The following is a 22,571-nucleotide window of genomic DNA, read 5'->3' as shown; positions in this document are numbered from 1 at the left end:
GGCGGAACCGCGGCGCGTTCAGGCCGTCGGCTCCTTCGCGGGCGTCGGTGTCGGGGCGGAAGCCGGCCGGGCGGGGGCGCCCGGACCCGATCGGCCTGCGCGGCCGGAGCCGCGCAGGCCCACCACCACGACCGCTGTCGCGAGCAGCACCGTCAGACCGACCGTGCGCAGGGCCGGGCCCATGCCGGCCGGGAATCCGGAGTGGCCCGCCAGCGTCGTGCCGGCCACGGCGACGCCGAGGGCCGCGCCGATCTCGCGGGCCGCGGTGCCGAGTCCCGAGCCCAGCCCCGCGCGGTGCGGCGGCAGGGACACGACGACGCCCAGAGTGAGCGCGGGCATGGCCAGGCCCATGCCCGCCGAGATGACCAGCAGCCAGCAAGCCCACAGCGGGTACGGCGTGTTCGCGTCCGCCGTGGACGCGGCGACCAGACCCAGCCCGATCAGAGCGAGCCCGCTGCCGACGACCGGGCGGGGCCGCGCCGACCAGCGGGCCGCGAACTTCGGGACCAGGGCCATGCCGACGATCAGCGGAACGATCGCCACGCCCGTCACCGCCGGTGCGAAGCCCTTCACCTCCTGCAGATACTGGGAGTTGACGTAGAACAGCGCGAACAGGCCGAAGAACCCCGTGGCCAGGCCCAGTGTCGTCGCCCGCAGCCCGCCGGAGCGGAACACCCGCGGGTCGAACAACGGAGCGCGGGAGCGCAGGGCGTGGGCCGTGAAGACGGCCACCAGCGCGAAGCCCGCGCCGAACGCCGACAGGATGCGCGGCGAGGTCCAGCCGTGACCAGGGCCCTCGATGATGCCGAAGAGCACGGCGACCAGGCCCGCGGTGAGCAGCAGGGTGCCCACCGGGTCGGGGCTGCCGGTCATGGAGCGGGGCATGCGCGGGGTCGTGAGGGACACCGCCACGGCGAGTACGGCCGCCAGCGGCACCATCACCCAGAACAGGGCTCGCCAGGACAGGAACTGGCCGGCCAGCCCGCCGCCCAGATTGCCCGCCAGACCGCCCAGGCCGATGGCCAGGGTCCAGGACGCCATGGCCTGGGCGCGGCGCTCGGGCCCCGCGAGATGGACCAGGATCGACATCGTCGCCGGGGTGATCAGCGCGGCGCCGGCGCCGGACACTCCGCGGCCCGCGATCAGCAGCGCCGGGCCGGAGGCGAGCGCACTGGTGGCGGCACCCATCGCGAACAGGGCCAGCCCGGCGAGCAGGGCGCCCTTGCGGCCGTGCCGGTCGCCGAGCGCGCCCGCCGGTATCAGCAGGCCCGCGAAGACGATGACGTACGCGTCGACCGTCCACAGGATCTCGGTGTGCGAGGGGTGCAGGGACGACGAACCCAGTTGCGGGATGAGCAGGTTGATGGCGGCGACCATGCTCTGCGCGATCAGCGCGCAGGCGCACACGGTCAGCAGGGTCGAGCGTTTCAGGGCGTGCGAGGGCACGGCTCCTCCCGGGAGCTGGAAGACGAGTGGGATGCCCCGCCACCGTAGGCTCGGAGCCGACCTGCACTCCAGTGCAACCTTTGCAAGGGATGGATGCACATGACGCAATCCGCCGGTATCGACCTCAACCTGCTGCTCGCCCTCGACGTGCTGCTGGAGGAGCAGAGCGTCCAGGGCGCCGCCCGCCGGCTGCACCTGTCCGAACCCGCGATGAGCCGGACGTTGGGCCGCATCCGCAAGGCGCTCGGCGATCCGGTGCTGGTGCGGGCCGGGCGGCGGATGGTGCCGACCCCGCGCGCTCTGGCCGTACGCGCCGAGGTGAGCGCCGTTGTGGAGCGGGCGCGGGCGTTGTTCGCGCCTCCGGCCGACACCGACCTGCGGACGATCAGCCGTACGGTCACGATCCTGTGCCACGACACCCTGCCCGCCGCCCAGGGCGCGGCCCTCTTCGCCCGCGCGGCCGAGGAGGCACCCGGCATCCGGCTGCGCTTCCTCAGCGAGAGCCATGTGGACGCGCCGTTCCTGCGTGAGGGCACCGCCGATCTGGAGGTGGGGGTGGTCGACTCCACCGCGCCCGAGGTGCACGTGGAGATCGTGCGCGAGGACCGGATGATGGGTGTCGTACGTTCCGGGCATCCGCTGCTGGCGGGGGAGGTGACGGCCGAGCGGTTCGCGGCGGCCGATCACCTCATCGTCTCCCGGCGCGGAAAGCTGCACGGCCCCGTGGACACCGCCCTCGCCGAACGGGGACTGCGACGCCGGGTGACGGGCACCGTCGGCACCTTCCCGTCCTCGCTGTTCGTGCTCCGCGAGACGGACCTGGTGGGGCTGATCAGCTCCTGGGGCATGCCGCTGGCCGACACGCTGGGGCTGGTGTCCTTCGAGATCCCGCTGTCCCTGCCGCCGCTGCCGCTCGGCCTGGCCTGGCATCCCCGCCACGACGCGGACCCGGCGCACGCCTGGCTCCGCGCGACCGTGCGCGAGCTGCTGTTCAGCTGATCACGGGTGGGCGCGCCCGCCGAGCATGAACGCAGCGGCCCCCTTTTGTCCCTTTATGTTCCTGATTTCCGTGAGGCAGCGCACTTTCGGCGATGGATTTCGCATGGCCTTGAGGGGTACGGGCATGCGCTCACGGTCCCCGTGGGTGACACGGATGTGACACACGGGCACCGAACAGGAACGGAAGGCAAGTACCGATCATGGCGGACCACATACAGCAGAACGCGGGGCGGACCCATCACGTGGGAGGGGAATGGCGGGGTTCGGTCTCCGGAGCCACGCGCGAGATCCTCGACCCCGCGGACGGCCGGCCGTTCGCCGTGGTCGCCGAGGGTGACGAGAAGGACGCCGAGTCGGCCGTCGCCGCCGCCCGCGACGCCTTCGCCGGCGGACAGGGCGTCTGGCCGCGCACCCCCGTCGCCGAACGCGCCGCCGTGCTGCGCCGCGTCGCCGACCTGCTCGTGCGCGACCGGGACGAACTCGGGCTGCTGGAGAGCCGGGACGCGGGCAAGACCGTCGAGGAGGGCCGCGTCGACGTCGACTGCGTCGCCGACGCCTTCCGCTACTTCGCCGACCTGGTCGCCGGCGAGGCGCCCGGCCGGGTCGTCGACGCCGGCACGCCCGACGTCCACAGCGTCGTCGTGCACGAGCCGGTCGGCGTGTGCGCGCTGATCACCCCCTGGAACTACCCCCTGCTCCAGGCCAGTTGGAAGATCGCGCCCGCCCTCGCGGCCGGCAACACCTTTGTGATCAAGCCCAGCGAGATCACCCCGCTCACCACGATCGCGCTCATGGACCTGCTGGCGGAGGCCGGAGTGCCCGCCGGTGTCGCCAATCTCGTCACCGGCCCCGGCCACACCGTCGGCGCCCGCCTCGCCGAGCACCCCGACGTCGACCTCGTCTCCTTCACCGGCGGCCTGGCCAGCGGCACCAAGGTCGCCCAGGCCGCCACGCCGAGCGTGAAGAAGGTCGCCCTCGAACTCGGCGGCAAGAACCCCAACGTCGTCTTCGCCGACGCCTGCGCCACCGACGACGGCTTCGACACGGCCGTCGACCAGGCCCTGAACGCCGCGTTCATCCACAGTGGCCAGGTCTGCTCGGCCGGCGCCCGGCTGATCATCGAGGAGTCCGTCCGGGACCGCTTCGTCACCGAACTCGTCCGGCGTGCGGAATCGATCCGCCTCGGGCGCGGCACCGCCGACGGCGTCGAGTGCGGCCCCCTGGTCTCCGAACAGCACCGCGCCAAGGTCGAGGCGTACGTCGCCTCCGCGCTTCGGGAGGGCGCCGTGCTGCGCTGCGGCGGCAAGCGGCCCGAACCCAGCGACGTACGGCCCGAGGGCGGTTACTTCTACGAGCCGACCGTCCTCGACCACTGCCACCGCGAGATGCGCGTCGTGCGCGAGGAGGTCTTCGGCCCGGTCCTCACCGTCGAGACCTTCCGCACCGAGGACGAGGCCGTCGCGCTGGCCAACGACACCGAGTACGGCCTCGCCGGCGCCGTGTGGACCACCGACGCCGGACGCGCCCGCCGGGTCGCCGGCCTGCTGCGCCACGGCACCGTCTGGATCAACGACTTCCACCCCTACCTGCCGCAGGCGGAGTGGGGCGGCTTCGGCAAGAGCGGCGTGGGCCGCGAACTCGGCCCGGCCGGACTCGCCGAGTACCGCGAGACCAAGCACGTCTACCAGAACCTCGCGCCGAAGCCCGTCCGCTGGTTCGCCGGCTGAGCCCCGCTCTTTCCCCGACAGCTTCCTGGAGTAGCACCCCCATGCCCCCCATGCCCCCCACGCCCGAGAACACTCCCCACGAACACATCTACGACTACGTCGTCATCGGCGGCGGCACCGCCGGCTCCGTCATCGCCTCCCGGCTGACCGAGAACCCCGACACCACCGTCGCCGTCATCGAGGGCGGCCCCAGCGACGTCGGCCGCGACGACGTCCTCACCCTGCGCCGCTGGATGGGCCTGCTCGGCGGCGAACTCGACTACGACTACCCGACGGTGGAGCAGCCCCGCGGCAACTCCCACATCCGGCACAGCCGCGCCCGCGTGCTCGGCGGCTGCTCCTCGCACAACACCCTCATCTCCTTCAAGCCGCTGCCCTCCGACTGGGACGAGTGGGAGGCGGCCGGCGCCAAGGGCTGGGGCGCGGTGCCGATGGAGGCGTACTACGCCCGGCTGCTGAACAACATCGTCTCCGTCGACGAGAAGGACCGCAACGCCATCGCCCGCGACTTCGTCGACGCGGCCCGCTCCGCGCTCGGGGTACCCCGCGTCGAGGGCTTCAACCGCAAGCCGTTCACCGAGGGCGTCGGCTTCTTCGACCTCGCCTACCACCCGGAGAACAACAAGCGTTCCTCGGCGTCGGTGGCGTATCTGCACCCGGTGATGGACTCCCGGCCCAACCTGACGATCCTGCTGGAGACCTGGGCCCACAAGCTCGAGATCACCGACGGCCGCGCCGAGGGCGTCCGTGTGCGCACCAAGGACGGCGAGGAGCTGCTGATCAGGGCCCGCACCGAGGTCGTGCTGTGCGCGGGCGCCGTCGACTCGCCGCGCCTGCTGCTGCACTCCGGCATCGGCCCCCGCAAGGACCTCGAGGCGCTCGGCATCCCGGTGGTGCAGGACCTGCCGGGTGTCGGCGAGAACCTGCTCGACCACCCCGAGTCGGTCATCGTCTGGGAGACCCACGGACCCATCCCGGAGAACTCGGCGATGGACTCCGACGCCGGTCTGTTCGTGCGCCGCGACCCCGAGCAGGCGGGCCCCGACCTGATGTTCCACTTCTACCAGATCCCGTTCACCGACAACTCGGAGCGACTGGGCTACCGGCGGCCGGAGTTCGGAGTGTCGATGACGCCGAACATCCCCAAGCCGAAGTCGCGCGGCCGGCTGTACCTGACCAGCCCCGACCCGGCCGTGAAGCCCGCCCTGGACTTCCGCTACTTCACCGACGAGGACGACTACGACGCCCGCACCCTCGTCGACGGCATCCGCATCGCCCGCGAGATCGCCCGGACCGAGCCGCTGGCCGGCTGGCTCAAGCGCGAGGTGTGCCCCGGCCCGGAGATCACCTCCGACGAGGAGCTGAGCGAGTACGCCCGCAAGGTCGCGCACACCGTCTACCACCCGGCCGGCACCTGCAAGATGGGCGCCGCCGACGACGAACTCGCCGTCGTCGACCCGGAGCTGAGGATCCGCGGCCTGGACGGCATCCGGATCGCCGACGCGTCCGTTTTCCCGACCATGACGGCCGTCAACCCGATGATCGGAGTGCTCATGATCGGGGAGAAGGCCGCCGACCTGATCGGAGGTGAGGTGCGATGACCATGACCGTGCCCACTCGCAAGCCCCCCACCACCACCGACCCCGCAGCCCCCGTCTTCAGTGTCGACGGCCTGTGGAAGGTGTTCGGCCCCAAGGCCGACCGCATCCCGGGCGACCCGGAACTGGCCGCGCTGGACGCCGCCGAGCTGCGCGAGCGCACCGGCTGCACCGCCGCCGTCCGGGACGTCTCCTTCGACGTGCGCAAGGGCGAGGTCTTCGTCGTCATGGGCCTGTCCGGCTCCGGAAAGTCCACGCTGGTGCGCTGTCTGACCCGGCTCATCGAGCCCACCGCCGGGACCATCGCCATCGACGGCGAGGACGTGCGCGCCATGGACCGCTCCCGGCTGCGCGCACTGCGCCGGCACCGTGCCGCGATGGTCTTCCAGCACTTCGGCCTGCTCCCGCACCGCACGGTCCTCGACAACGTGGCGTACGGCCTGGAGATCCAGGGCCTCGGCCGGTCCGAGCGCCGCGAGAAGGCCGCCGAGATCGTCGCGAAGGTCGGCCTCGAGGGCATGGAGCAGCGCCGCCCCGGCCAGCTGTCCGGCGGCCAGCGCCAGCGCGTCGGTCTCGCCCGGGCCCTCGCGGTCGACCCCGAGGTCCTGCTGTTCGACGAGCCGTTCAGCGCGCTCGACCCGCTGATCCGGCGGGACATGCAGGAAGAGGTCGTCCGGCTGCACCGCGAGGAGGGCCGCACGATGGTCTTCATCACGCACGACCTCAGCGAGGCCCTCAAGCTCGGCGACCGCATCGCCCTGATGCGCGACGGCCGCGTCGTCCAGCTCGGCACGCCCGAGGAGATCGTCGCCACCCCGGCCGACGACTACGTCCGCGAGTTCGTCCGCGACGTGCCGCGCGAACAGGTCGTGACGGTGCGCAAGGCCATGCGGCCGGCGACGGCCGACGAGGCCGGCAGCGGCCCGGCGGTCCGCCCGGACGCCACGGTCTCGGAAGCGATCGAGGCGGTGGCCCGTGCGGGCGAACCCGCCCGGGTCGTGGACCACGGACGCTGCCTGGGCGTCGTGGACGCCGACGCCCTGCTCGGCGTGGTCGCGGGCGCCGCCGACACCGCCCCGGCCGCAGCCGCTGCTGCCCCGGACGCCGCTGCTGCCCCGGCCGCCGGCACGGAGGGCGTCTGATGGCAACGGTCACCGCCACGCGCCCCCGTACCGCCCCCGCGCTGCTCACGCACCCCGCGGTCCGCAAGCTCGCCGTGCTCGCCGTGATCGCCGCGGTACTGGTCCCGCCGGCGACCAGCCACTGGCCCGGCACCGCCTGGCCGAGCGCGCTCACCGTCGACCTCACCCAGCCGCTCACCAAGGTCAGCGACTGGATCATCGACCATCGCGACAGCCACCCGCTGTTCCTGTACTTCTTCGGCTACGTCAGCAACGCGGTCGTCATCTCCGTACGCGCCGTCTACCTGCTGCTCCTCGGCCTCGGCTGGGCCGGTGTCACCGCGCTCGGCGCGCTGGTGGCCTGGCGGGCCGCCGGAGCGCGGCTCGCACTCGGCACGGCGGTGGCGTTCCTCGCCTGCGGGCTGCTCGGCATGTGGGTGCCGACCATGCAGACGCTCGCCCTCATGGTCGTGGCCGTCGTCGCGTCCGTACTGGTCGGAGCGGTGCTGGGGCTGGCCGCCGGGCTGTCGGACCGGCTGGACCGGGCCCTGCGCCCGCTGCTGGACACCATGCAGGTGCTGCCCGCCTTCGCCTACCTGCTCCCCGTGGTCCTGGTCTTCGGCATCGGCGTCCCCGCGGCCGTCCTCGCGACCGTCGTCTACGCCGCCCCGCCCATGGCCCGGCTGACCGCGCTCGGTCTGCGCGGCGCCGACAAGGAGGTGCTGGAGGCCGTCGACTCGCTCGGTGCCACCGCCCGGCAGCGGCTGCTGACCGCGCGCATCCCGCTGGCCCGCAAGGAACTCCTGCTCGGCCTCAACCAGACGATCATGATGGCGCTGTCCATGGCCGTCATCGCGTCCGTGATCGGCGCCGGCGGTCTCGGTGACCGCGTCTACCAGGCGCTGGCCTCCGTCGACGTCGGCGCCGCCCTCGCCGCCGGCATCCCGATCGTGCTGCTCGCCGTCGTCCTGGACCGGGTGACCGGCGCGGCCGGCGCCGGCATGCCGCAGGTGCGGCGCTCCCTCGCCGCCGGCGCGCTCGCCGCCGTGGTCGCCGTCGCCCTCGCGGGCCGCTTCGCCGGCGCCCTGGAGTGGCCGTCGGGCTGGACCGTGGGCATCGCCGAGCCGGTCAACCGGGTCGTCGACTGGATGACCTCCCACCTGTACTCCGGCGTGCCCGTGATCGGCGGTACCGCCGAATGGGCCGCGCACTTCACCACCTGGGTGCTGGACCCCGTCCGCTCCACGCTGCTGTGGCTGCCGTGGTGGTCGGTGCTGCTGATCGTCGCCGCGCTCGCCTGGCTGATCGGCACCTGGCGCACCGCGCTCACCGCCACCCTCGCCATGGGCGTGATCGGTGCGCTCGGCGTGTGGAAGCCGTCCATGGACACGCTGTCGCAGGTGCTCGCGGCCGTCGCGGTCACCCTCGTCATCGGCTTCGCCACCGGTATCGCGGCCGCCCGCAGCGACCGCTTCGAGACGCTGCTGCGGCCTGTGCTGGACGTCTTCCAGACGATGCCGCAGTTCGTGTACCTGATCCCGGTCGTCGCCCTGTTCGGCGTGGGCCGCGCCCCGGCCGTCGCCGCCGCCGTCGTCTACGCGCTGCCCGCCGTCGTCCGCATCACCACGCAGGGCCTGCGCCAGGTCGACCCGGCCGCGCTGGAGTCGGCCCGCTCGCTCGGCGCGACCCCGGCCCAGCAGCTGCGCCAGGTCCAGCTGCCGCTCGCCCGGCCCGCGCTGCTGCTCGCGCTCAACCAGGGCGTGGTCCTCGTCCTCGCCGTCGTCATCATCGGCGGCCTGGTCGGCAGCGGCGCCCTCGGCTACAGCGTCGTCTTCGGTCTCGCGCAGGGCGACCTCGCCACCGGCCTGGTCGCCGGCATCGCCATCGTCTGCCTCGGTCTGATGCTCGACCGGGTGACCCAGCCGACGGACCGCCGCGCGGGGAAGGGAGCCTGACATGCGACTTCGTACGACAGCCGCCGTCGCCGCGGCCGGCTCCCTGTTGCTGCTCACCGGCTGCGGCGCCGCCGACATGACCAAGCAGGCCTCGCCGTTCGCGAACGCGAGGGGCGCCAAGACGGTCACCCTGTCCGTGCAGTCCTGGGTGGGCGCGCAGTCCAACGTGGCCGTCGCCCAGTACCTCCTGGAGCACAAGCTCGGCTACCGCGTCGACACCGTCCAGGTCGACGAGGTGCCCGCCTGGGACGCGCTCAGCCAGGGCCGCGTCGACGCGATCCTGGAGGACTGGGGCCACCCGGACCAGGAGAAGCGGTACGTCGAGGACAAGCACACCATCGCCCGGGCTGGCGGACTCGGCGTCACCGGCCACATCGGCTGGTTCGTGCCGACGTACCTCGCCAAGCAGCACCCCGACATCACCGACTGGCGCAACCTCAACAAGTACGCCTCGCTCTTCCGCACCGCCGAGAGCGGCGGCAAGGGCCAGCTGATGGACGGCTCCCCGTCGTACGTCACCAACGACAAGGCGCTGGTGACCAACCTGAAGCTGAACTACCAGGTCGTCTTCGCCGGTTCCGAGGCGGCGCAGATCACCCAGATGAAGCAGTTCGCCAAGGAGAAGAAGCCCTTCCTGACCTACTGGTACGCACCCCAGTGGCTGTTCAAGAGGGTGCCGATGACCGAGGTGAAGCTGCCGCCGTACAAGGAGGGCTGCGACGCGGACGCGGCGAAGGTCGCCTGCGCCTACCCGCACACCCCGCTGCAGAAGTACCTCAACGCGGACTTCGCGCACCGCGGCGGCAAGGCGTCGGCCTTCCTGAAGAAGTTCCGCTGGACGACCGAGGACCAGAACGAGGTCGCCCTGATGATCGCCGAGCAGAAGCTGTCGCCCGAGCAGGCGGCGAAGAAGTGGGTGGACAACCACCCCTCCACGTGGAAGGCGTGGCTGTCCTGACGGCCGGCGCCCTTGACGGCTAGAGCCCTTCGGCGATCTCGCGCAGGGCCTGTGCCGCCCGCCGCTGGAGCCCCGGTCCGAAGGTGATCCGGGTGGCCCCGCGCTCGCCCAGTTCGGCGGGCGCGGGGCCCTCGCCCACCCGGGCGAGCGCGTTCAGCGGCCCCTCGATCCCGGCCCGCAGCAGCGGCAGTACGTCGACGGGGGCGAGGATCGGATACACGCTGTCCGCGCCCGCCGCGACGTACAACGCGGCCCGCTCGACGGCCCGTTCCGGGTCGCCGTCGCCATGGACGAAGGTGTCGATCCGGGCGTTGAGGACGAGCTGCTGCCCTGCGACGGCCCGCACCTCGGCGAGGAACTCGGCATGCTCGTGCGGGTCCTTGAGCCGGCCGCCCGTGGAGTCCTCCAGGTTGCAGCCCACGGCGCCCGTCTCCAGCAGCCGCTCCACCAGCTCCTTCGGGGCGAGTCCGTAGCCGTCCTCGATGTCCGCCGACACCGGGACGTCCACCGCCCGCACGATCCGGGCGACGGCGGCGAACATCTCGTCGGCCGGGGTCTCACCGTCGGCGTACCCGAGAGCGGCGGCCACGCCGGCGCTCGGGGTGGCGAGCGCCGGAAAACCGGCCTCGGCGAAGACCCGGGCACTCGCGGCGTCCCACGGGCCCGGCAGCACGAGGGGGTCGCCCGGCGCGCGGTGGTGGTGCAGCGCGCGGAACGTGTCGGCCTTGGTCACCATGCGGGGCCTTTCGGAGGGATGCGGCGGCTGACCATCAGCCGGTTCCAGCTGTTGATGACCGCGATCAGGCCGAGGAGATGGGCCAGTTCGCGCTCGTCGAAGTGCGCGGCGGCACCGTCGTACACCGCGTCGGGTACGAAACCTACCCCCGACGCCGTACCGGAGGTTCCCCCGGTGAGGACGGTCACGGCTTCCGTCAGCTCCAGCGCCGCCCGCTCCCGGACGCTGTACTGGTCGCCCGCCTCCCGCCAGGCGTTCAGCAGCTGGATCCGCTCCTCCGACTCGCCGCTCTTGCGGGCGATCGTCAGATGCATGTCCAGGCAGAACGCGCACTGGTTGAGCTGCGAGGCGCGGATCATGACCAGTTCGGCGAGGGCGGGGTCGCCCAGGCCCTGCTTGGCGGCGGCGCCCAGCCGCTGCATCGCCTCGCGCACCCCGGGGTCCAGCAGGGTCGTGCGCACCGTCACGCGTGCTGGCCCGGGGTGTAGTGGCCCGGGGTCATACGGCAGGTCACGCCGAACCGGTTCCAGGCATTGATCACCGTGATCGCGGCGATCAGCTGCGCGAGCTCCGCCTCCTCGAACTCCTTGGCGGCCCGCTCGTACACCTCGTCCGGCACGAAACCGTCGGTGAGGACGGTGACCGCCTCGGCCAGCTCCAGCGCCGCCAGCTCCTTGCCCGTGTAGAAGTGCCGGGACTCCTCCCAGGCGCTGAGCTGCACGATCCGCTCCACGCTCTCGCCGGCCGCGAGCGCGTCCTTGGTGTGCATGTCGAGGCAGAACGCGCAGTGGTTGAGCTGCGAGACGCGGATCTTCACCAGCTCGGCCAGCTTCGGGTCGAGGCCCTTACGGGCGGCGACGTCCAGGCGGACCATCGCCTTGTACACCTCGGGCGCCTGCTGCGACCAGTTCAGGCGGGCCGGGGTCTCGGGGGAGTAAGCGATGTTCTCTGAGGTCATGCACTCGACTCTAGGAGCGAAGCAGCCCAGGGGTATGGTCCATTCCCATGGCGAAACCTTGGGCCACTTTCGGGGTCGACCTGCATCTGGAACCGTCCGGTCCCGGTGTGCGCCGCGGCCTGACCGACGCGCTGCGCGAGGCCGTGCGGGGCGGACGGCTCGCGCCCGGCACCCGGCTGCCGTCCTCCCGCTCGCTCGCCGCCGACCTCGGCATCGCGCGCAACACCGTCGCCGACACGTACGCCGACCTCGTCGCCGAGGGCTGGCTCACCGCCCGGCAGGGCTCGGGCACCCGGGTCGCCGAGCACGCCGCGGCGCCCCGTGCGCACGAGCACCCGGCACCCCGCCGCCGCGAGCCCGGCCGGCCCACGCACAGTCTCGTCCCCGGCGTGCCCGACCTCTCCTCCTTTCCGCGCGTCGAGTGGCTCAAGGCCGCCCGCCGCGCCCTGGCCGCCGCACCCCACGACGTCCTCGGCTACGGCGACCCGCGCGGCCGCATCGAGCTGCGCACCGCGCTCGCCGGCTACCTCGCCCGCGCCCGCGGGGTACGCGCCGACCCCGGCCGCATCGTCGTCTGCAACGGCTTCGGCGGCGGTCTGAAACTCCTCGCCGAGGTCCTGCACGGCCGCGGCCTGCGCAGCCTCAGCGTCGAGTCGTACGGCCTCGACGTGCACTGGGACCTGGTGCACCGCACCGGCCTGAGCACCGTCCCGCTGCCCCACGACGACGCCGGGCCCCGGATCGACGCCCTCGGCGACGCCGACGCGGTGCTGCTGAACCCCACCCACCAGTTCCCGCTCGGCGGCGCCCTGCCACCCGAGCGCCGCGCCGCCGTCGTGGAGTGGGCGCGGCGCACCGGCGGACTGATCCTGGAGGACGACTACGACGGCGAGTTCCGCTACGACCGCCAGCCCGTCGGCGCGCTCCAGGACCTCGGTCCCGACCACGTCGTCTACCTCGGCACCGCCAGCAAGTCCCTCGCGCCCGGACTCCGTCTGGGCTGGATGGTGCTCCCCGAGTCACTCGTGCCGGAGGTCCTCGGCCGCGGCGGCACCCGCTCCGTCGGCGTCCTCGACCAGCTCACCCTGGCCGAGTTCATCACCTCCGGCGCCTACGACCGGCACATCCGCGCCGCCCGGCTGCGCTACCGGCGCCGCCGCGACGCCCTGGTCGCCGCGCTCGCCGCCCGGGCACCGCAGGTCCGCGTCACCGGCATCGCGGCCGGGCTGCACGCCGTACTGAGGCTGCCGCCCGGCACCGAGCAGGCGGTGGTGCAGGCGGCGGCCTGGCAGGGCCTCGCCCTCACCGGCCTCGACTACTACCGCCACCCCGACACGACCACCGACCCCTTCGAGGCCCTGGTGGTCGGCTACGGCACCCCCTCCGACCACACCTGGCCCCACACCCTGGAGGCCTTGTGCCGCGTGATGCCCTGAACGGGCCATCCCGTCGTCGGGGAAGGGGCATTGGGGTGCCCGCGCCGTCAGCCCCCGCCGGGCCGCCCGTGTCCCCGGCGTCCCCCGGAGGCGCCGTGGCTCACGCCCCCTCGGGCGCGGTTTCCGGGGCCTCTCCGAAGCGGGCCAGGGCGAGGGCTCCGGCCACCGCCACCGCGAAGCCGAGGACGGCCAGCCAGGCCAGGCCCTCGCGGGTGCGGTCGCCGAGCCAGACCACGCCGATGAGGGCCGGGCCCACCGTCTCGCCGATCACTATGCCGGCCGTGCTCGTCGTCACCGAACCCCGCTGCAGGGCCGACGTCAGCAGCAGGAACGCGGCGCCCCCGCCGAGCAGCAGGGCGTACGCCGCCGGGTTCCGCAGCAGGTCGTACGGGTCGAGGGAGTCGATCAGCCGGACCGTCACCTCCACCACGCCGAAGCCGAAACCCGCCCCCAGCCCCAGCAGCAGCGCCCGCGCCCGCCCGGTGAGCCGCCCGGCCGCCGCGCCCAGCAGCAGCACCCCGGCCGCCGTCACCAGCATCGCCCAGTCCAGCCACGCCGGTCCGCTGTCGTCGCCTTCCGTGCCCGAGGCCAGTCCCAGCATCGCCAGGCCCGCGCACACCACCGCCACCGCGGCCCACTCCACCCCGCTCAGCCGCGTCCGCAGCAGCCGCGCCGCGGCGACCGCCGTCACCGCCAGCGACGCGGCGAGGGCCGCGCCGACCGCGTAGATCGGAACCGAGCGCAGCGCGGCGATCTGCAGCAGGAAGCCGACCCCGTCCAGCGCGAGGCCCGCCAGATACCGCCACTGCCGCACCGCCCGCAGCAGCAGCGCCGCGTCCCCGCCGCGGCCCGGAGCGGCGGCCGCCCGCGCCGCGATCGCCTGCAACACCGTCGCCGTACCGAAGCAGACCGCCGCACCGAGCGCGCACAACATTCCGAAGAGCATTCAGCGACTCTAGGCGAGCGGCCGGGCGGGGGCTCCTGTACGTCCCCTCTCACCGGTCTCTAGGCTGACAGCCGAGAACGAGACATCCTCTCGACGGAGCAACGACCGCAATCACGGGGGAAAGACATGGCCGACGCACGGCGACAACTGCGCTCCGGCACGGTGGTCCTGGGCGGGATGGGACTGCTCGCCGCAGCCCTCACCGCCTGCTCCTCGGACCCGGACAAACGCTGCGTGGACCGCGACAGTTACAACGCCCTCAAGGGCTACAAGGTCGTCTCCGACAAGAACTGCAAGTCGGGCACGGGGACCGGCACCTGGTACTACGGCGGCAACAGGAACAGCGGCTGGGTCGACGGCGGCTCCTTCAGCAAGCCCCGCAAGGGCGGCGGCGGTTCGGGCGGCAGCGGCGGCAGCCACGGCTACGGCGTCGACCGCGGCGGCTTCGGCGGCGGCAAGGGCAGCGGCGGCGGCTGACCCATGGAACGGCGTACCGTCGCCCCCCGCCCCGGCTGGCAGCGGACCGTGGAGGCGCAGGGCCTGATCTACCCGCTCACCCGCTACCCCGACGACTCCCTGCGCCCCTACTGGGACGAGAGCGCCTACTACGTCTTCTCCCTCGACGAGGTCGAGGCGCTGGAGGAGACCGTCGAGGAACTGCACCGTATGTGCCTGGCCGCCGCCGGCCACATCGTGAGGGAAGGCCGCCTCGCCGACCTCGGCATCACCGACCCGCGCGTCGCCGATGCGGTCACCGATGCCTGGCGGCGCCGCGCCGAACTGCCCTCCGTCTATGGCCGGTTCGACCTGCGCTACGACGGCACCGGCCCCGCCAAGCTGCTGGAGTACAACGCCGACACGCCCACCTCCCTGGTGGAGGCCGCGTCCCCGCAGTGGTTCTGGATGCAGGACCGCTTCCCCGGCGCCGACCAGTGGAACTCCCTCCACGAACGTCTCGTCGCCGCCTGGCGCCGACAGGCCGGGCTGCTGCCGCCGGGCAGCCCCCTGTACTTCGCGCACTCCGCCGCCGACGAACTCGGCGAGGACCTGATGACGGTCGCCTACCTCAAGGAGACCGCCGAGCAGGCCGGCCTGGACACCGACTGGATCTCCATGGAGGAGATCGGCTGGGACGCGCTGTCCGGCCGCTTCGTCGACAACCGGCTCCGTTTCATCCGCAGCTGCTTCAAGCTGTACCCCTGGGAGTGGCTCACCACCGACCGCTTCGCCGCCCATGTCCTCGGCACCCTCGACAACGGCGGCGGCACCGGCTCCACCCTGTGGATCGAGCCCGCGTGGAAGATGCTGCTGAGCAACAAGGCGCTGCTGGCGATCCTGTGGGAGCTGTACCCCGGCCACCCCAATCTGCTCCCGTCCTACCTCGACGGCCCCCGCGAACTGGCCGCAGGAACCGGCTGGGTCGCCAAGCCGCTGCTCGGCCGCGAGGGCGACGGCGTCACGGTCCACGAACCGGGCACCGCACCCGCCCTCCGCGACGAACCCTGCTGCTACCAGCAGCTCGCCCCGCTGCCCGCCTTCGACGGCAACCACGTCGTCCTCGGCGCCTGGGTCGTCGAGGACGAGGCGGCCGGCCTCGGCATCCGCGAGTCCTCCGGCCTGATCACCGACGAGTACGCCCGCTTCCTGCCACACGTGATCCTCTAGCCGGCCCGCATGGTGGACGGCCCCCCAGCGCTCTCCGACGCGCCGGGTAGGCTGACAGCGGGCCGTGACTGGCGCGCTGGGATGGGATGGACCATCGGGGAGCGGCCCGGAATGACACAGTGCCGTGCGCCTGGGCCGTACCGTGAACGCTGAACGCCCACGTCCGGAGGTCCCTATGCCAGCCGAGCCTCTGTCCACCGAGTCCACTGCCTACCGCGCCGCCCTCGATGTCATCCGCGCCGTCGAGCCGCGGGTCGCCGACGCCATCCGCCAGGAGGTCGCCGACCAGCGCGAGATGCTCAAGCTGATCGCCTCGGAGAACTACGCGTCCCCGGCCACCCTGCTGGCGATGGGCAACTGGTTCAGCGACAAGTACGCCGAGGGCACCGTCGGCCGCCGCTTCTACGCCGGCTGCCGCAACGTCGACACCGTCGAGTCCCTCGCCGCCGAGCACGCCCGCGAGCTGTTCGGCGCCCGGCACGCCTACGTCCAGCCGCACTCCGGCATCGACGCCAACCTGGTCGCCTTCTGGGCCGTCCTCGCCGACCGCGTCGAGGCACCGTTCCTCCAGAAGACCGGCGTCCGCCAGATCAACGACCTGAGCGACGCCGACTGGGCCGAGCTGCGCCAGGCCTTCGGCAACCAGCGGATGCTCGGCATGTCCCTGGACGCCGGCGGCCACCTCACCCACGGCTTCCGCCCGAACATCTCCGGAAAGATGTTCGACCAGCGCTCCTACGGCACCGACCCGGCCACCGGCCTCATCGACTACGAGGCCCTGCGCGCCCAGGCCCGCGAGTTCAAGCCGCTGATCATCGTCGCCGGCTACTCCGCGTACCCCCGTCTGGTGAACTTCCGGATCATGCGGGAGATCGCCGACGAGGTCGGCGCGACCCTCATGGTCGACATGGCGCACTTCGCCGGCCTGGTCGCGGGCAAGGTCCTCACCGGAGACTTCGACCCGGTCCCGCACGCGCAGATCGTCACCACGACCACGCACAAGTCGCTGCGCGGCCCGCGCGGCGGCATGGTCCTGTGCGACGACTCGCTCAAGGACCAGGTCGACCGCGGCTGCCCGATGGTCCTCGGCGGCCCTCTCCCGCACGTCATGGCCGCCAAGGCCGTCGCCCTCGCCGAGGCCCGGCAGCCCGCGTTCCAGGACTACGCCCAGCGGATCGTCGACAACTCCCGCGCGCTCGCCGAGGGCCTGATGCGCCGCGGCGCCACCCTGGTCACCGGCGGCACGGACAACCACCTCAACCTGATCGACGTCGCCGGCTCCTACGGCCTCACCGGTCGTCAGGCCGAGCAGGCCCTGCTCGACTCCGGCATCGTCACCAACCGCAACGCGATCCCGGCCGACCCCAACGGCGCCTGGTACACCTCCGGCATCCGTATCGGGACCCCCGCGCTGACCACCCGGGGCCTGGGCACCGCGGAGATGGACGAGGTGGCCGGCCTGATCGACCGTGTCCTGACGGCGGCCGAGCCCGGCACCACCAAGTCCGGCGCCCCGTCCAAGGCGGCCCACGTCCTGGACGAGAAGATCTCCGACGAGATCTCCCGCCGCGCCACCGACCTGGTGGCCGGCTTCCCGCTTTACCCGGAGATCGACCTGGGCTGACCCACCCGGGAGCTCACGAATCGATCAGCTCCTGACGAGGCTCGTCCCGCGGCGGCCCGGCACTGCGCCGGGCCGCCGCGCGGCGTATCAGCAGCGACCCGGCGGCCCCGGCGGCAAGTCCCCGGACGCGCCCGGCACCGGTCCGGGCGACCGGGTGCCCCGCGGCGACCGCCGGTGGCGCGGATGCCGTCCCCAGCGCGAGCAGCGCCGCCAACGCGCCCGCCGGCACCGCCCGTTGCCGAAGCCGTCCCGCCACCTTTGCGTCCCGCCCCCCACCGGTCACCTCCACCCGGTCCGCCCAGGGGCACGTCCCTCTTCCGATACACGGCCCGGCCCCGGCGTCCCCGTTTCGTCGTATGCGGAGGCTCCGCCACCTATTGCGCAAGCCGATCGCGGTCATGAATGATCAAGCCCGCTCCCGGCCGGCCGCCGCGCGCCGACCACCCGCCGTACCGCATCGACCCGCGGCCCCGGGACGCCTGCACACGCGGCAGTCGGCCGCGTCACAACGCATCGGGGGAACGATGACGGCTCAGGACGCCACCACCGCACCAGGCACGCCCACCGCGCCGGACAGCCCGGCTCCACCGGCCGGGGACCGCCCGGCGCCGCCCGCCCGGTCCCGGGGCGCCGCCCTGGGCGGCTGGGCCCTCACCATCGGGCTCAACGTGGCCGCCCCGATCCTCACCTACAACGCCCTGCGCGATCACGGCTGGAGCGAGTTCGCCGCGCTGCTCGCGAGCGGTGCCTGGCCGGTGCTCGACAGCGCCGTCCACCTGGCCTGGCGGCGCCGTTTGGACGAGTTCGCCGTCGTGACCCTGGTGTTCCTGGTGATCACGGCCGTGGTCTCGGTCGTCGGCCCCCGCTCGGCCCTGTCCCTGCTGATCAAGGACTCGGCCGTCACCGGGCTGTTCGGTCTGCTGTGCCTGGTCACGCTGCTGGCGCCGCGCCCGCTGATGTTCTACTTCGGCCGCAAGTTCGCCACCGACGGCACGGCCGCGAGCACCGCCTGGTGGAACGGCCTGTGGGAGTACGAGGGCTTCCGCACGACCCTGCGGACCATGACGACGGTCTGGGGCGTGGCCTACTGCCTGGAGGCCGGGGTGCGCATCGCGCTGGCCTGCACTCTGAGCACCGACACCATGGTCACCCTGAGCCCCGTCCTGATCTACGGCGTCCTCGGCGCCCTGGCCCTGTGGACGGCCGCCTACGGCAAGCGGGCCCGCCGCAAGGGCGAGCAGCACGCGGCAGCCATGACCGCCGCGCAGACGTAGCGGCAGCCGCCGCCCGGGCCGTGGGGCGTGCGCACTGTGTCCTCCGTCTCACCGGTAGGACGATCTTGTTGCACACTGCGCGACGATCCGGTTCCCACCTGTTTCCGACCGGTTCCCGTCCGACCCGCCCGCTCTGAGAGAATGGCCCCATGGCCTCTGATCGACCCCGTGTGCTGTCCGGCATCCAGCCCACCGCCGGCTCGTTCCACCTCGGCAACTACCTCGGCGCCGTGCGCCAGTGGGTGGCCCTCCAGGAGTCCCACGACGCCTTCTACATGGTCGTCGACCTGCACGCGATCACGGTCCCGCAGGACCCGGCGGACCTGCGCGCCAACACCCGCCTCGCCGCCGCCCAGCTGCTCGCCGCCGGCCTGGACCCGGACCGCTGCACCCTCTTCGTGCAGAGCCACGTGCCCGAGCACGCCCAGCTCGCCTGGGTCATGAACTGCCTCACCGGCTTCGGCGAGGCCTCCCGCATGACCCAGTTCAAGGACAAGTCCGCCAAGCAGGGCGCCGACCGGGCCTCCGTCGGCCTGTTCACCTACCCGATCCTGCAGGTCGCCGACATCCTGCTGTACCAGGCGCACGAGGTCCCGGTCGGTGAGGACCAGCGCCAGCACATCGAGCTGACCCGTGACCTCGCCGAGCGCTTCAACGGCCGCTTCGGCGAGACCTTCACCGTGCCCAGGCCGTACATCCTCAAGGAGACGGCGAAGATCTACGACCTTCAGGACCCGTCGATCAAGATGAGCAAGTCGGCGTCCACGCCGAAGGGCCTCATCAACCTCCTCGACGAGCCGAAGACCACGGCGAAGAAGGTCAAGAGCGCGGTCACCGACACCGACACCGTCATCCGCTTCGCCCCGGAGAACAAGCCGGGCGTGTCGAACCTCCTCAGCATCTATTCGACCCTCACCGGGGCGGGTATCACCGAGCTGGAGGAGAAGTACGACGGCAAGGGCTACGGCGCGCTCAAGACGGACCTGGCCGAGGTCATGGTCGAGTTCGTGACGCCGTTCCGGGAGCGCACTCAGAGTTACCTGGACGACCCGGAGACGCTGGACTCGATCCTCGCCAAGGGCGCGGAGAAGGCGCGTGCCGTGGCCGCGGAGACGCTGGCGCAGACCTACGACAAGGTCGGATTCCTGCCGGCCAAGCACTGACCCGACCGGCACGACACCGAAGCGGAAACGGTACGGCGGCTCACCCTGCGCGGTGAGCCGTACAGCACACGTCCGCACCCGCGCAACACCGCGGCGGCAGCCGTACAGTCGATAACCGATGGCTGCCGCGGCAGCCACCCCTGCCCCGGACCCGCCGGGACAGCACGACGACAGGAGACGACGTGGGGACCGTAACGATCGGCGTGTCGATCGCGGTCCCGGAGCCTCACGGCAGCCTGCTCCAACAGCTGCGCGCGGGCTTCGGTGACGCCGCTGCCCACGGCATCCCCACGCATGTCACGCTGCTGCCGCCGACCGAGGTCGACGAGGCCGCCCTGCCGGACGTCGAGGTCCACCTCGCCCGGGTCGCCGCGGCCGGCCGCCCCTTCCCGATGCGGCTGAGGGGCACGGGCACCTTCCGCCCGCTGTCCCCGGTCGTGTACGTCAAGGTCGTCGAGGGTGCCCAGGAGTGCACCCGGCTCCAGCAGCAGGTCCGGGACGGTTCCGGTCCCATCGAGCGGGAGCTGCAGTTCCCCTACCACCCGCACGTCACGGTGGCGCACGGCATCGACGACGCCGCCATGGACCGCGCCTACGCCGAGCTCGCCGACTACGCGGCCGACTGGTCCTGCACCGGCTTCGCCCTGTACGAGCAGGGCGCCGACGGCGTGTGGCGCAAGCTGCGCGAGTTCACCTTCGGCGGCGCGGTGGTCCCGCCCCAGGCCGGCAGCGTCGAACAGGGCTCCCTGCGCTAGAGGCCGTCTCCCCGGGCGGCGCCCCCTAGAGCGGCAGCCTGCGGAACACAGGCGCCCTTTAGAGCGGCAGCCTGCGGAACACCCCCCGCGGCAGGTGCCGCAGCGCCGTCATCACCACGCGCAGGGTGCCCGGCACCCACACCGTCTCCGAGCGGCGGCGCAGGCCGAGTTCGATGGCGGCGGCGACCGCCTCCGGCGTCGTCGCGAGCGGTGATTCCTCCCGCTCGCCCGTCTGCGCGGTCCGCACGCTCCCGGGCCGTACGACCATGACGTGCACGCCGGTGCCGTGCAGCGCGTCGCCGAGGCCCTGCGCGAAGGCGTCCAGGCCGGCCTTGCTGGAGCCGTAGATGAAGTCCGAGCGGCGGGCCCGCTCACCGGCCACGGAGGACAGCACGACGAGCGAGCCGTGCCCCTGGCCCTGCAGGGCGCCGGCGCTGACCAGGCCCGCGCTGAGGGCGCCGGTGTAGTTGGTCTGCGCGACGCGCACCGCGGCGGACGGCTCGCGTTCGTCGTGCGCCTGGTCGCCGGGCACCCCGAAGGCGAGCAGCACCAGATCGATGTCGCCCTCCGCGAACACCTTGCCGAGGACCGTCTCGTGGGCCTCGGGGTCGAGCGCGTCGAAGGCGACGGTGCGCACGTCGGCGCCGAGGGCGCGCAGGCTCTCGGCGGCCCGCTCCAGGCCGGGGGAGGGGCGCCCGGCCAGCCACACCGTGCGGGTGCGGCGGGCGACCAGCCGGCGGGCGGTGGCCAGCGCGATCTCGGACGTGCCGCCGAGGACGAGCAGGGACTGCGGAAGACCGAAGGCGTCCTTCACGAATGGCTCCTGGAGGTGGCGAGGGGTGTCTACAGGCTCAGGCGGCGGGCGAGGTCGGACGTGAACACCCCGTCCGGGTCCAGCTCCGCGCGCAGCCGGCGGAAGTCGGCCACGCGCGGGTACATCGCGGTGAGCAGGTCCGGGCGCAGCCGGGCGTCCTTGGCCAGGCAGACCCGGCCGCCCGCCGCGGCGACCTCCTCGTCCAGGCCGTCGAGGAGGGCGGCGAGGCCGGGCAGGTGCGCCGGGAGGTCCAGGGCGAGGCTCCAGCCCGGCGCCGGGAAGGACAGCCAGCCCGACCCGGCCTCCCCGAAGCGCTTCAGCACAGCCGGGAAGGACGGGCAGCGGTGCGCGCCGAGACGGCGCACGATACGGCGCAGGGCGTCCTCCTCGCCGTACCCGAGGAGGCACTGGTACTGCACGAGGCCGCCGCGCCCGTAGACGCGGTTCCAGTGCGGCACGCCGTCCAGGGGGTGGAAGAAGGCGGGGATCGGCCGCAGTTCGGTACGCGCGTGTGCCGCCCTGCGGTGCCGGAGTTCACCGGTCAGGGCGGCGGTGGTGCGGCCGAGCAGTCCCGTGGGGAGGAAGGCGGGCGGGGCGGGCAGCCGGCGGGGGCGGAAGGCCAGCGGTTCACGCCACGCGCGCGTGCCCGGGCGCAGGGCGGCCGCCGGCGCGTGGTCGGCGTGGGTGACGATGCCCCGGCCGGTGGCCGCGCCGCGGGCGAGCAGGTCGATCCGGGCGGTGGCGTGGCGGTGGCGCCGGGCGGCGTTCGCCAGGCGGGCCATCACCTCGTCGAGGTCACGGGCGCGTTCGGTGCCGACCGACATCAGGGCCGTCTCGACGGGCGGCAGCCGGAGCGTGGCCGTGAGGATCACCCCCGTCAGGCCCAGACCGCCGACGGTCGCGTCGAACAGCGGGGTGCCCTGGCCGACGGTGTGCACGGAGCCGTCGGCGGTGAGGAGTTCGAAGGACAGCACGTGGCGGGAGAAGGCCCCCGCGACGGGGTGGTCGCTGCCGTGCACATCACCGGCGATCGCCCCGCCGACCGTCACCTGGCGGGTGCCGGGGACGACCGGGACGAACCAGCCGAGCGGCAGCAGCACCTGCATCAGCCGGTGCAGGGAGACCCCGGCGTCGCACAGCACGGTCCCGTCGTCGGCGTCCACGACGTGGATGCGGTCCAGGCCCGTCATGTCGAACACGCAGCCGCCGGCGTTCTGCGCCGCGTCCCCGTACGCCCGGCCGAGCCCGCGCGCGATGCCTCCGCGGGCCCCGCAGTCGCGGACGGCGGCCACGGCCTGTGCGTAGTCGCGGGGGCGGATCAGCCGGGCGGCGGTGGGGGAGGTGCGGCCCCACCCGGTGACGGGCACGGTGTCGGTTGCCATGAAAAGACGCTATC

General features: G+C 72.9%; 20 protein-coding genes and 1 riboswitch. Of the genes, 13 read left to right on the top strand and 7 right to left on the bottom strand.

Translation table 11 applies throughout. The annotated features are described in order from the left end of the window. Window positions 1-18 precede the first annotated feature (18 nt). Window positions 19-1,446, bottom strand: coding sequence for an MFS transporter (locus ACF1GV_RS26265; RefSeq protein ID WP_391685267.1), 1,428 nt, complete (start codon window positions 1,444-1,446; stop codon window positions 19-21). 99 nt (window positions 1,447-1,545) lie between these two features. Here ACF1GV_RS26265 and ACF1GV_RS26260 point away from each other — a divergent pair, with 99 nt between their 5' ends. The 6 genes from ACF1GV_RS26260 (at window position 1,546) to ACF1GV_RS26235 (ending at window position 9,804) form a co-directional block, all read left to right on the top strand. Continuing rightward, window positions 1,546-2,445, top strand: coding sequence for a LysR family transcriptional regulator (locus ACF1GV_RS26260; RefSeq protein WP_391685265.1), 900 nt, complete (start codon window positions 1,546-1,548; stop codon window positions 2,443-2,445). Window positions 2,446-2,645: 200 nt separating this feature from the next. Then, a complete protein-coding gene (locus tag ACF1GV_RS26255) occupies window positions 2,646-4,172 on the top strand; it encodes an aldehyde dehydrogenase family protein (RefSeq protein ID WP_391685263.1) in 1,527 nt (508 codons plus the stop codon). A gap of 50 nt (window positions 4,173-4,222) precedes the next feature. Next, window positions 4,223-5,773 (top strand): GMC family oxidoreductase, encoded by a 1,551-nt coding sequence (locus ACF1GV_RS26250; protein WP_391685261.1) that lies wholly within the window; start codon window positions 4,223-4,225, stop codon window positions 5,771-5,773. After that, window positions 5,770-6,912 (top strand): glycine betaine/L-proline ABC transporter ATP-binding protein, encoded by a 1,143-nt coding sequence (locus ACF1GV_RS26245; protein WP_391685259.1) that lies wholly within the window; start codon window positions 5,770-5,772, stop codon window positions 6,910-6,912. Before ACF1GV_RS26250 ends, ACF1GV_RS26245 begins: the two co-directional genes overlap by 4 nt. Further along, entirely contained in the window at window positions 6,912-8,846 is a 1,935-nt protein-coding gene (locus ACF1GV_RS26240; protein ID WP_391685257.1) for an ABC transporter permease, read from the top strand. The genes ACF1GV_RS26245 and ACF1GV_RS26240 overlap by 1 nt, the downstream gene beginning before the upstream one ends. A 1-nt stretch (window position 8,847) precedes the next feature. Beyond that, window positions 8,848-9,804, top strand: coding sequence for an ABC transporter substrate-binding protein (locus ACF1GV_RS26235; protein ID WP_391685255.1), 957 nt, complete (start codon window positions 8,848-8,850; stop codon window positions 9,802-9,804). A 19-nt stretch (window positions 9,805-9,823) separates the two neighbouring features. On the opposite strand, the gene ACF1GV_RS26230 is transcribed toward ACF1GV_RS26235, so the two are convergent. Genes ACF1GV_RS26230 through ACF1GV_RS26220 form a run of 3 tightly spaced genes read right to left on the bottom strand, consistent with a single transcriptional unit; the run spans window position 9,824 to window position 11,498 of the window. After that, a complete protein-coding gene (locus ACF1GV_RS26230; RefSeq protein WP_391685253.1) occupies window positions 9,824-10,540 on the bottom strand; it encodes an isocitrate lyase/phosphoenolpyruvate mutase family protein in 717 nt (238 codons plus the stop codon). Then, window positions 10,534-11,007 carry a carboxymuconolactone decarboxylase family protein gene (locus ACF1GV_RS26225; protein WP_391685251.1) on the bottom strand — a complete coding sequence of 158 codons (474 nt, stop codon included), beginning with the start codon at window positions 11,005-11,007 and terminating at the stop codon, window positions 10,534-10,536. The genes ACF1GV_RS26230 and ACF1GV_RS26225 overlap by 7 nt, the downstream gene beginning before the upstream one ends. Next, window positions 11,004-11,498 (bottom strand): carboxymuconolactone decarboxylase family protein, encoded by a 495-nt coding sequence (locus ACF1GV_RS26220; RefSeq protein WP_391685249.1) that lies wholly within the window; start codon window positions 11,496-11,498, stop codon window positions 11,004-11,006. The genes ACF1GV_RS26225 and ACF1GV_RS26220 overlap by 4 nt, the downstream gene beginning before the upstream one ends. A gap of 47 nt (window positions 11,499-11,545) precedes the next feature. Between ACF1GV_RS26220 and ACF1GV_RS26215 the strand changes: the two genes are divergently transcribed. Continuing rightward, window positions 11,546-12,934: a PLP-dependent aminotransferase family protein gene (locus ACF1GV_RS26215; RefSeq protein WP_391685247.1), complete on the top strand. Its 1,389-nt coding sequence runs from the start codon at window positions 11,546-11,548 to the stop codon at window positions 12,932-12,934. Window positions 12,935-13,034: 100 nt separating this feature from the next. Here ACF1GV_RS26215 and ACF1GV_RS26210 read toward each other — a convergent pair whose 3' ends face one another. Continuing rightward, complete coding sequence (locus ACF1GV_RS26210) at window positions 13,035-13,868, bottom strand: DMT family transporter (RefSeq protein WP_363265925.1); 834 nt, start codon at window positions 13,866-13,868, stop codon at window positions 13,035-13,037. A 138-nt stretch (window positions 13,869-14,006) separates the two neighbouring features. Between ACF1GV_RS26210 and ACF1GV_RS26205 the strand changes: the two genes are divergently transcribed. The 6 genes from ACF1GV_RS26205 (at window position 14,007) to ACF1GV_RS26180 (ending at window position 20,361) form a co-directional block, all read left to right on the top strand. Further along, window positions 14,007-14,357 (top strand): hypothetical protein, encoded by a 351-nt coding sequence (locus ACF1GV_RS26205; protein WP_391685245.1) that lies wholly within the window; start codon window positions 14,007-14,009, stop codon window positions 14,355-14,357. Window positions 14,358-14,360: 3 nt separating this feature from the next. Then, complete coding sequence (locus ACF1GV_RS26200) at window positions 14,361-15,545, top strand: glutathionylspermidine synthase family protein (protein WP_391685243.1); 1,185 nt, start codon at window positions 14,361-14,363, stop codon at window positions 15,543-15,545. 54 nt (window positions 15,546-15,599) lie between these two features. Beyond that, window positions 15,600-15,688: riboswitch (ZMP/ZTP riboswitch) on the top strand. A gap of 32 nt (window positions 15,689-15,720) precedes the next feature. After that, window positions 15,721-17,169, top strand: coding sequence for a glycine hydroxymethyltransferase (locus ACF1GV_RS26195; protein ID WP_391685241.1), 1,449 nt, complete (start codon window positions 15,721-15,723; stop codon window positions 17,167-17,169). 524 nt (window positions 17,170-17,693) lie between these two features. Next, window positions 17,694-18,443 (top strand): VC0807 family protein, encoded by a 750-nt coding sequence (locus ACF1GV_RS26190; protein ID WP_391685239.1) that lies wholly within the window; start codon window positions 17,694-17,696, stop codon window positions 18,441-18,443. A gap of 149 nt (window positions 18,444-18,592) precedes the next feature. After that, window positions 18,593-19,606: a tryptophan--tRNA ligase gene (trpS, locus tag ACF1GV_RS26185; protein WP_391685237.1), complete on the top strand. Its 1,014-nt coding sequence runs from the start codon at window positions 18,593-18,595 to the stop codon at window positions 19,604-19,606. 182 nt (window positions 19,607-19,788) lie between these two features. Then, the gene (locus ACF1GV_RS26180) at window positions 19,789-20,361 is read left to right on the top strand and encodes a 2'-5' RNA ligase family protein (protein ID WP_391685235.1); all 573 of its coding nucleotides are present in this window, start codon (window positions 19,789-19,791) and stop codon (window positions 20,359-20,361) included. Window positions 20,362-20,419: 58 nt separating this feature from the next. Here ACF1GV_RS26180 and ACF1GV_RS26175 read toward each other — a convergent pair whose 3' ends face one another. Continuing rightward, window positions 20,420-21,175 (bottom strand): decaprenylphospho-beta-D-erythro-pentofuranosid-2-ulose 2-reductase, encoded by a 756-nt coding sequence (locus ACF1GV_RS26175; RefSeq protein WP_391685233.1) that lies wholly within the window; start codon window positions 21,173-21,175, stop codon window positions 20,420-20,422. 29 nt (window positions 21,176-21,204) lie between these two features. Further along, on the bottom strand, window positions 21,205-22,557 hold the full coding sequence (locus tag ACF1GV_RS26170; RefSeq protein WP_391685231.1) for an FAD-binding protein: 1,353 nt from the start codon (window positions 22,555-22,557) through the stop codon (window positions 21,205-21,207). Window positions 22,558-22,571: the final 14 nt, after the last annotated feature.

It is taken from the genome of Streptomyces sp. NPDC014006 (assembly GCF_043088925.1).
Taxonomy (GTDB): Bacteria; Actinomycetota; Actinomycetes; order Streptomycetales; family Streptomycetaceae; genus Streptomyces.
The sequence above is the reverse complement of the archived record's forward strand: the minus strand, read 5'-3'. Positions and strand labels throughout refer to the sequence as shown.

Excerpts from the sequence above, each read along its gene's own strand:
- ACF1GV_RS26255 (WP_391685263.1), top strand. The coding sequence starts at position 2,646 with ATGGCGGACCACATACAGCAGAACGCGGGGCGGACCCATCACGTGGGA.
- ACF1GV_RS26200 (WP_391685243.1), top strand. The coding sequence starts at position 14,361 with ATGGAACGGCGTACCGTCGCCCCCCGCCCCGGCTGGCAGCGGACCGTG.
- trpS (WP_391685237.1), top strand. The coding sequence starts at position 18,593 with ATGGCCTCTGATCGACCCCGTGTGCTGTCCGGCATCCAGCCCACCGCC.
- ACF1GV_RS26230 (WP_391685253.1), bottom strand. The coding sequence starts at position 10,540 with ATGGTGACCAAGGCCGACACGTTCCGCGCGCTGCACCACCACCGCGCG.
- ACF1GV_RS26240 (WP_391685257.1), top strand. The coding sequence starts at position 6,912 with ATGGCAACGGTCACCGCCACGCGCCCCCGTACCGCCCCCGCGCTGCTC.
- ACF1GV_RS26210 (WP_363265925.1), bottom strand. The coding sequence starts at position 13,868 with ATGTTGTGCGCGCTCGGTGCGGCGGTCTGCTTCGGTACGGCGACGGTG.
- ACF1GV_RS26195 (WP_391685241.1), top strand. The coding sequence starts at position 15,721 with ATGCCAGCCGAGCCTCTGTCCACCGAGTCCACTGCCTACCGCGCCGCC.
- ACF1GV_RS26170 (WP_391685231.1), bottom strand. The coding sequence starts at position 22,557 with ATGGCAACCGACACCGTGCCCGTCACCGGGTGGGGCCGCACCTCCCCC.
- ACF1GV_RS26260 (WP_391685265.1), top strand. The coding sequence starts at position 1,546 with ATGACGCAATCCGCCGGTATCGACCTCAACCTGCTGCTCGCCCTCGAC.
- ACF1GV_RS26215 (WP_391685247.1), top strand. The coding sequence starts at position 11,546 with ATGGCGAAACCTTGGGCCACTTTCGGGGTCGACCTGCATCTGGAACCG.
- ACF1GV_RS26245 (WP_391685259.1), top strand. The coding sequence starts at position 5,770 with ATGACCATGACCGTGCCCACTCGCAAGCCCCCCACCACCACCGACCCC.
- ACF1GV_RS26235 (WP_391685255.1), top strand. The coding sequence starts at position 8,848 with ATGCGACTTCGTACGACAGCCGCCGTCGCCGCGGCCGGCTCCCTGTTG.
- ACF1GV_RS26220 (WP_391685249.1), bottom strand. The coding sequence starts at position 11,498 with ATGACCTCAGAGAACATCGCTTACTCCCCCGAGACCCCGGCCCGCCTG.
- ACF1GV_RS26190 (WP_391685239.1), top strand. The coding sequence starts at position 17,694 with ATGACGGCTCAGGACGCCACCACCGCACCAGGCACGCCCACCGCGCCG.
- ACF1GV_RS26250 (WP_391685261.1), top strand. The coding sequence starts at position 4,223 with ATGCCCCCCACGCCCGAGAACACTCCCCACGAACACATCTACGACTAC.
- ACF1GV_RS26205 (WP_391685245.1), top strand. The coding sequence starts at position 14,007 with ATGGCCGACGCACGGCGACAACTGCGCTCCGGCACGGTGGTCCTGGGC.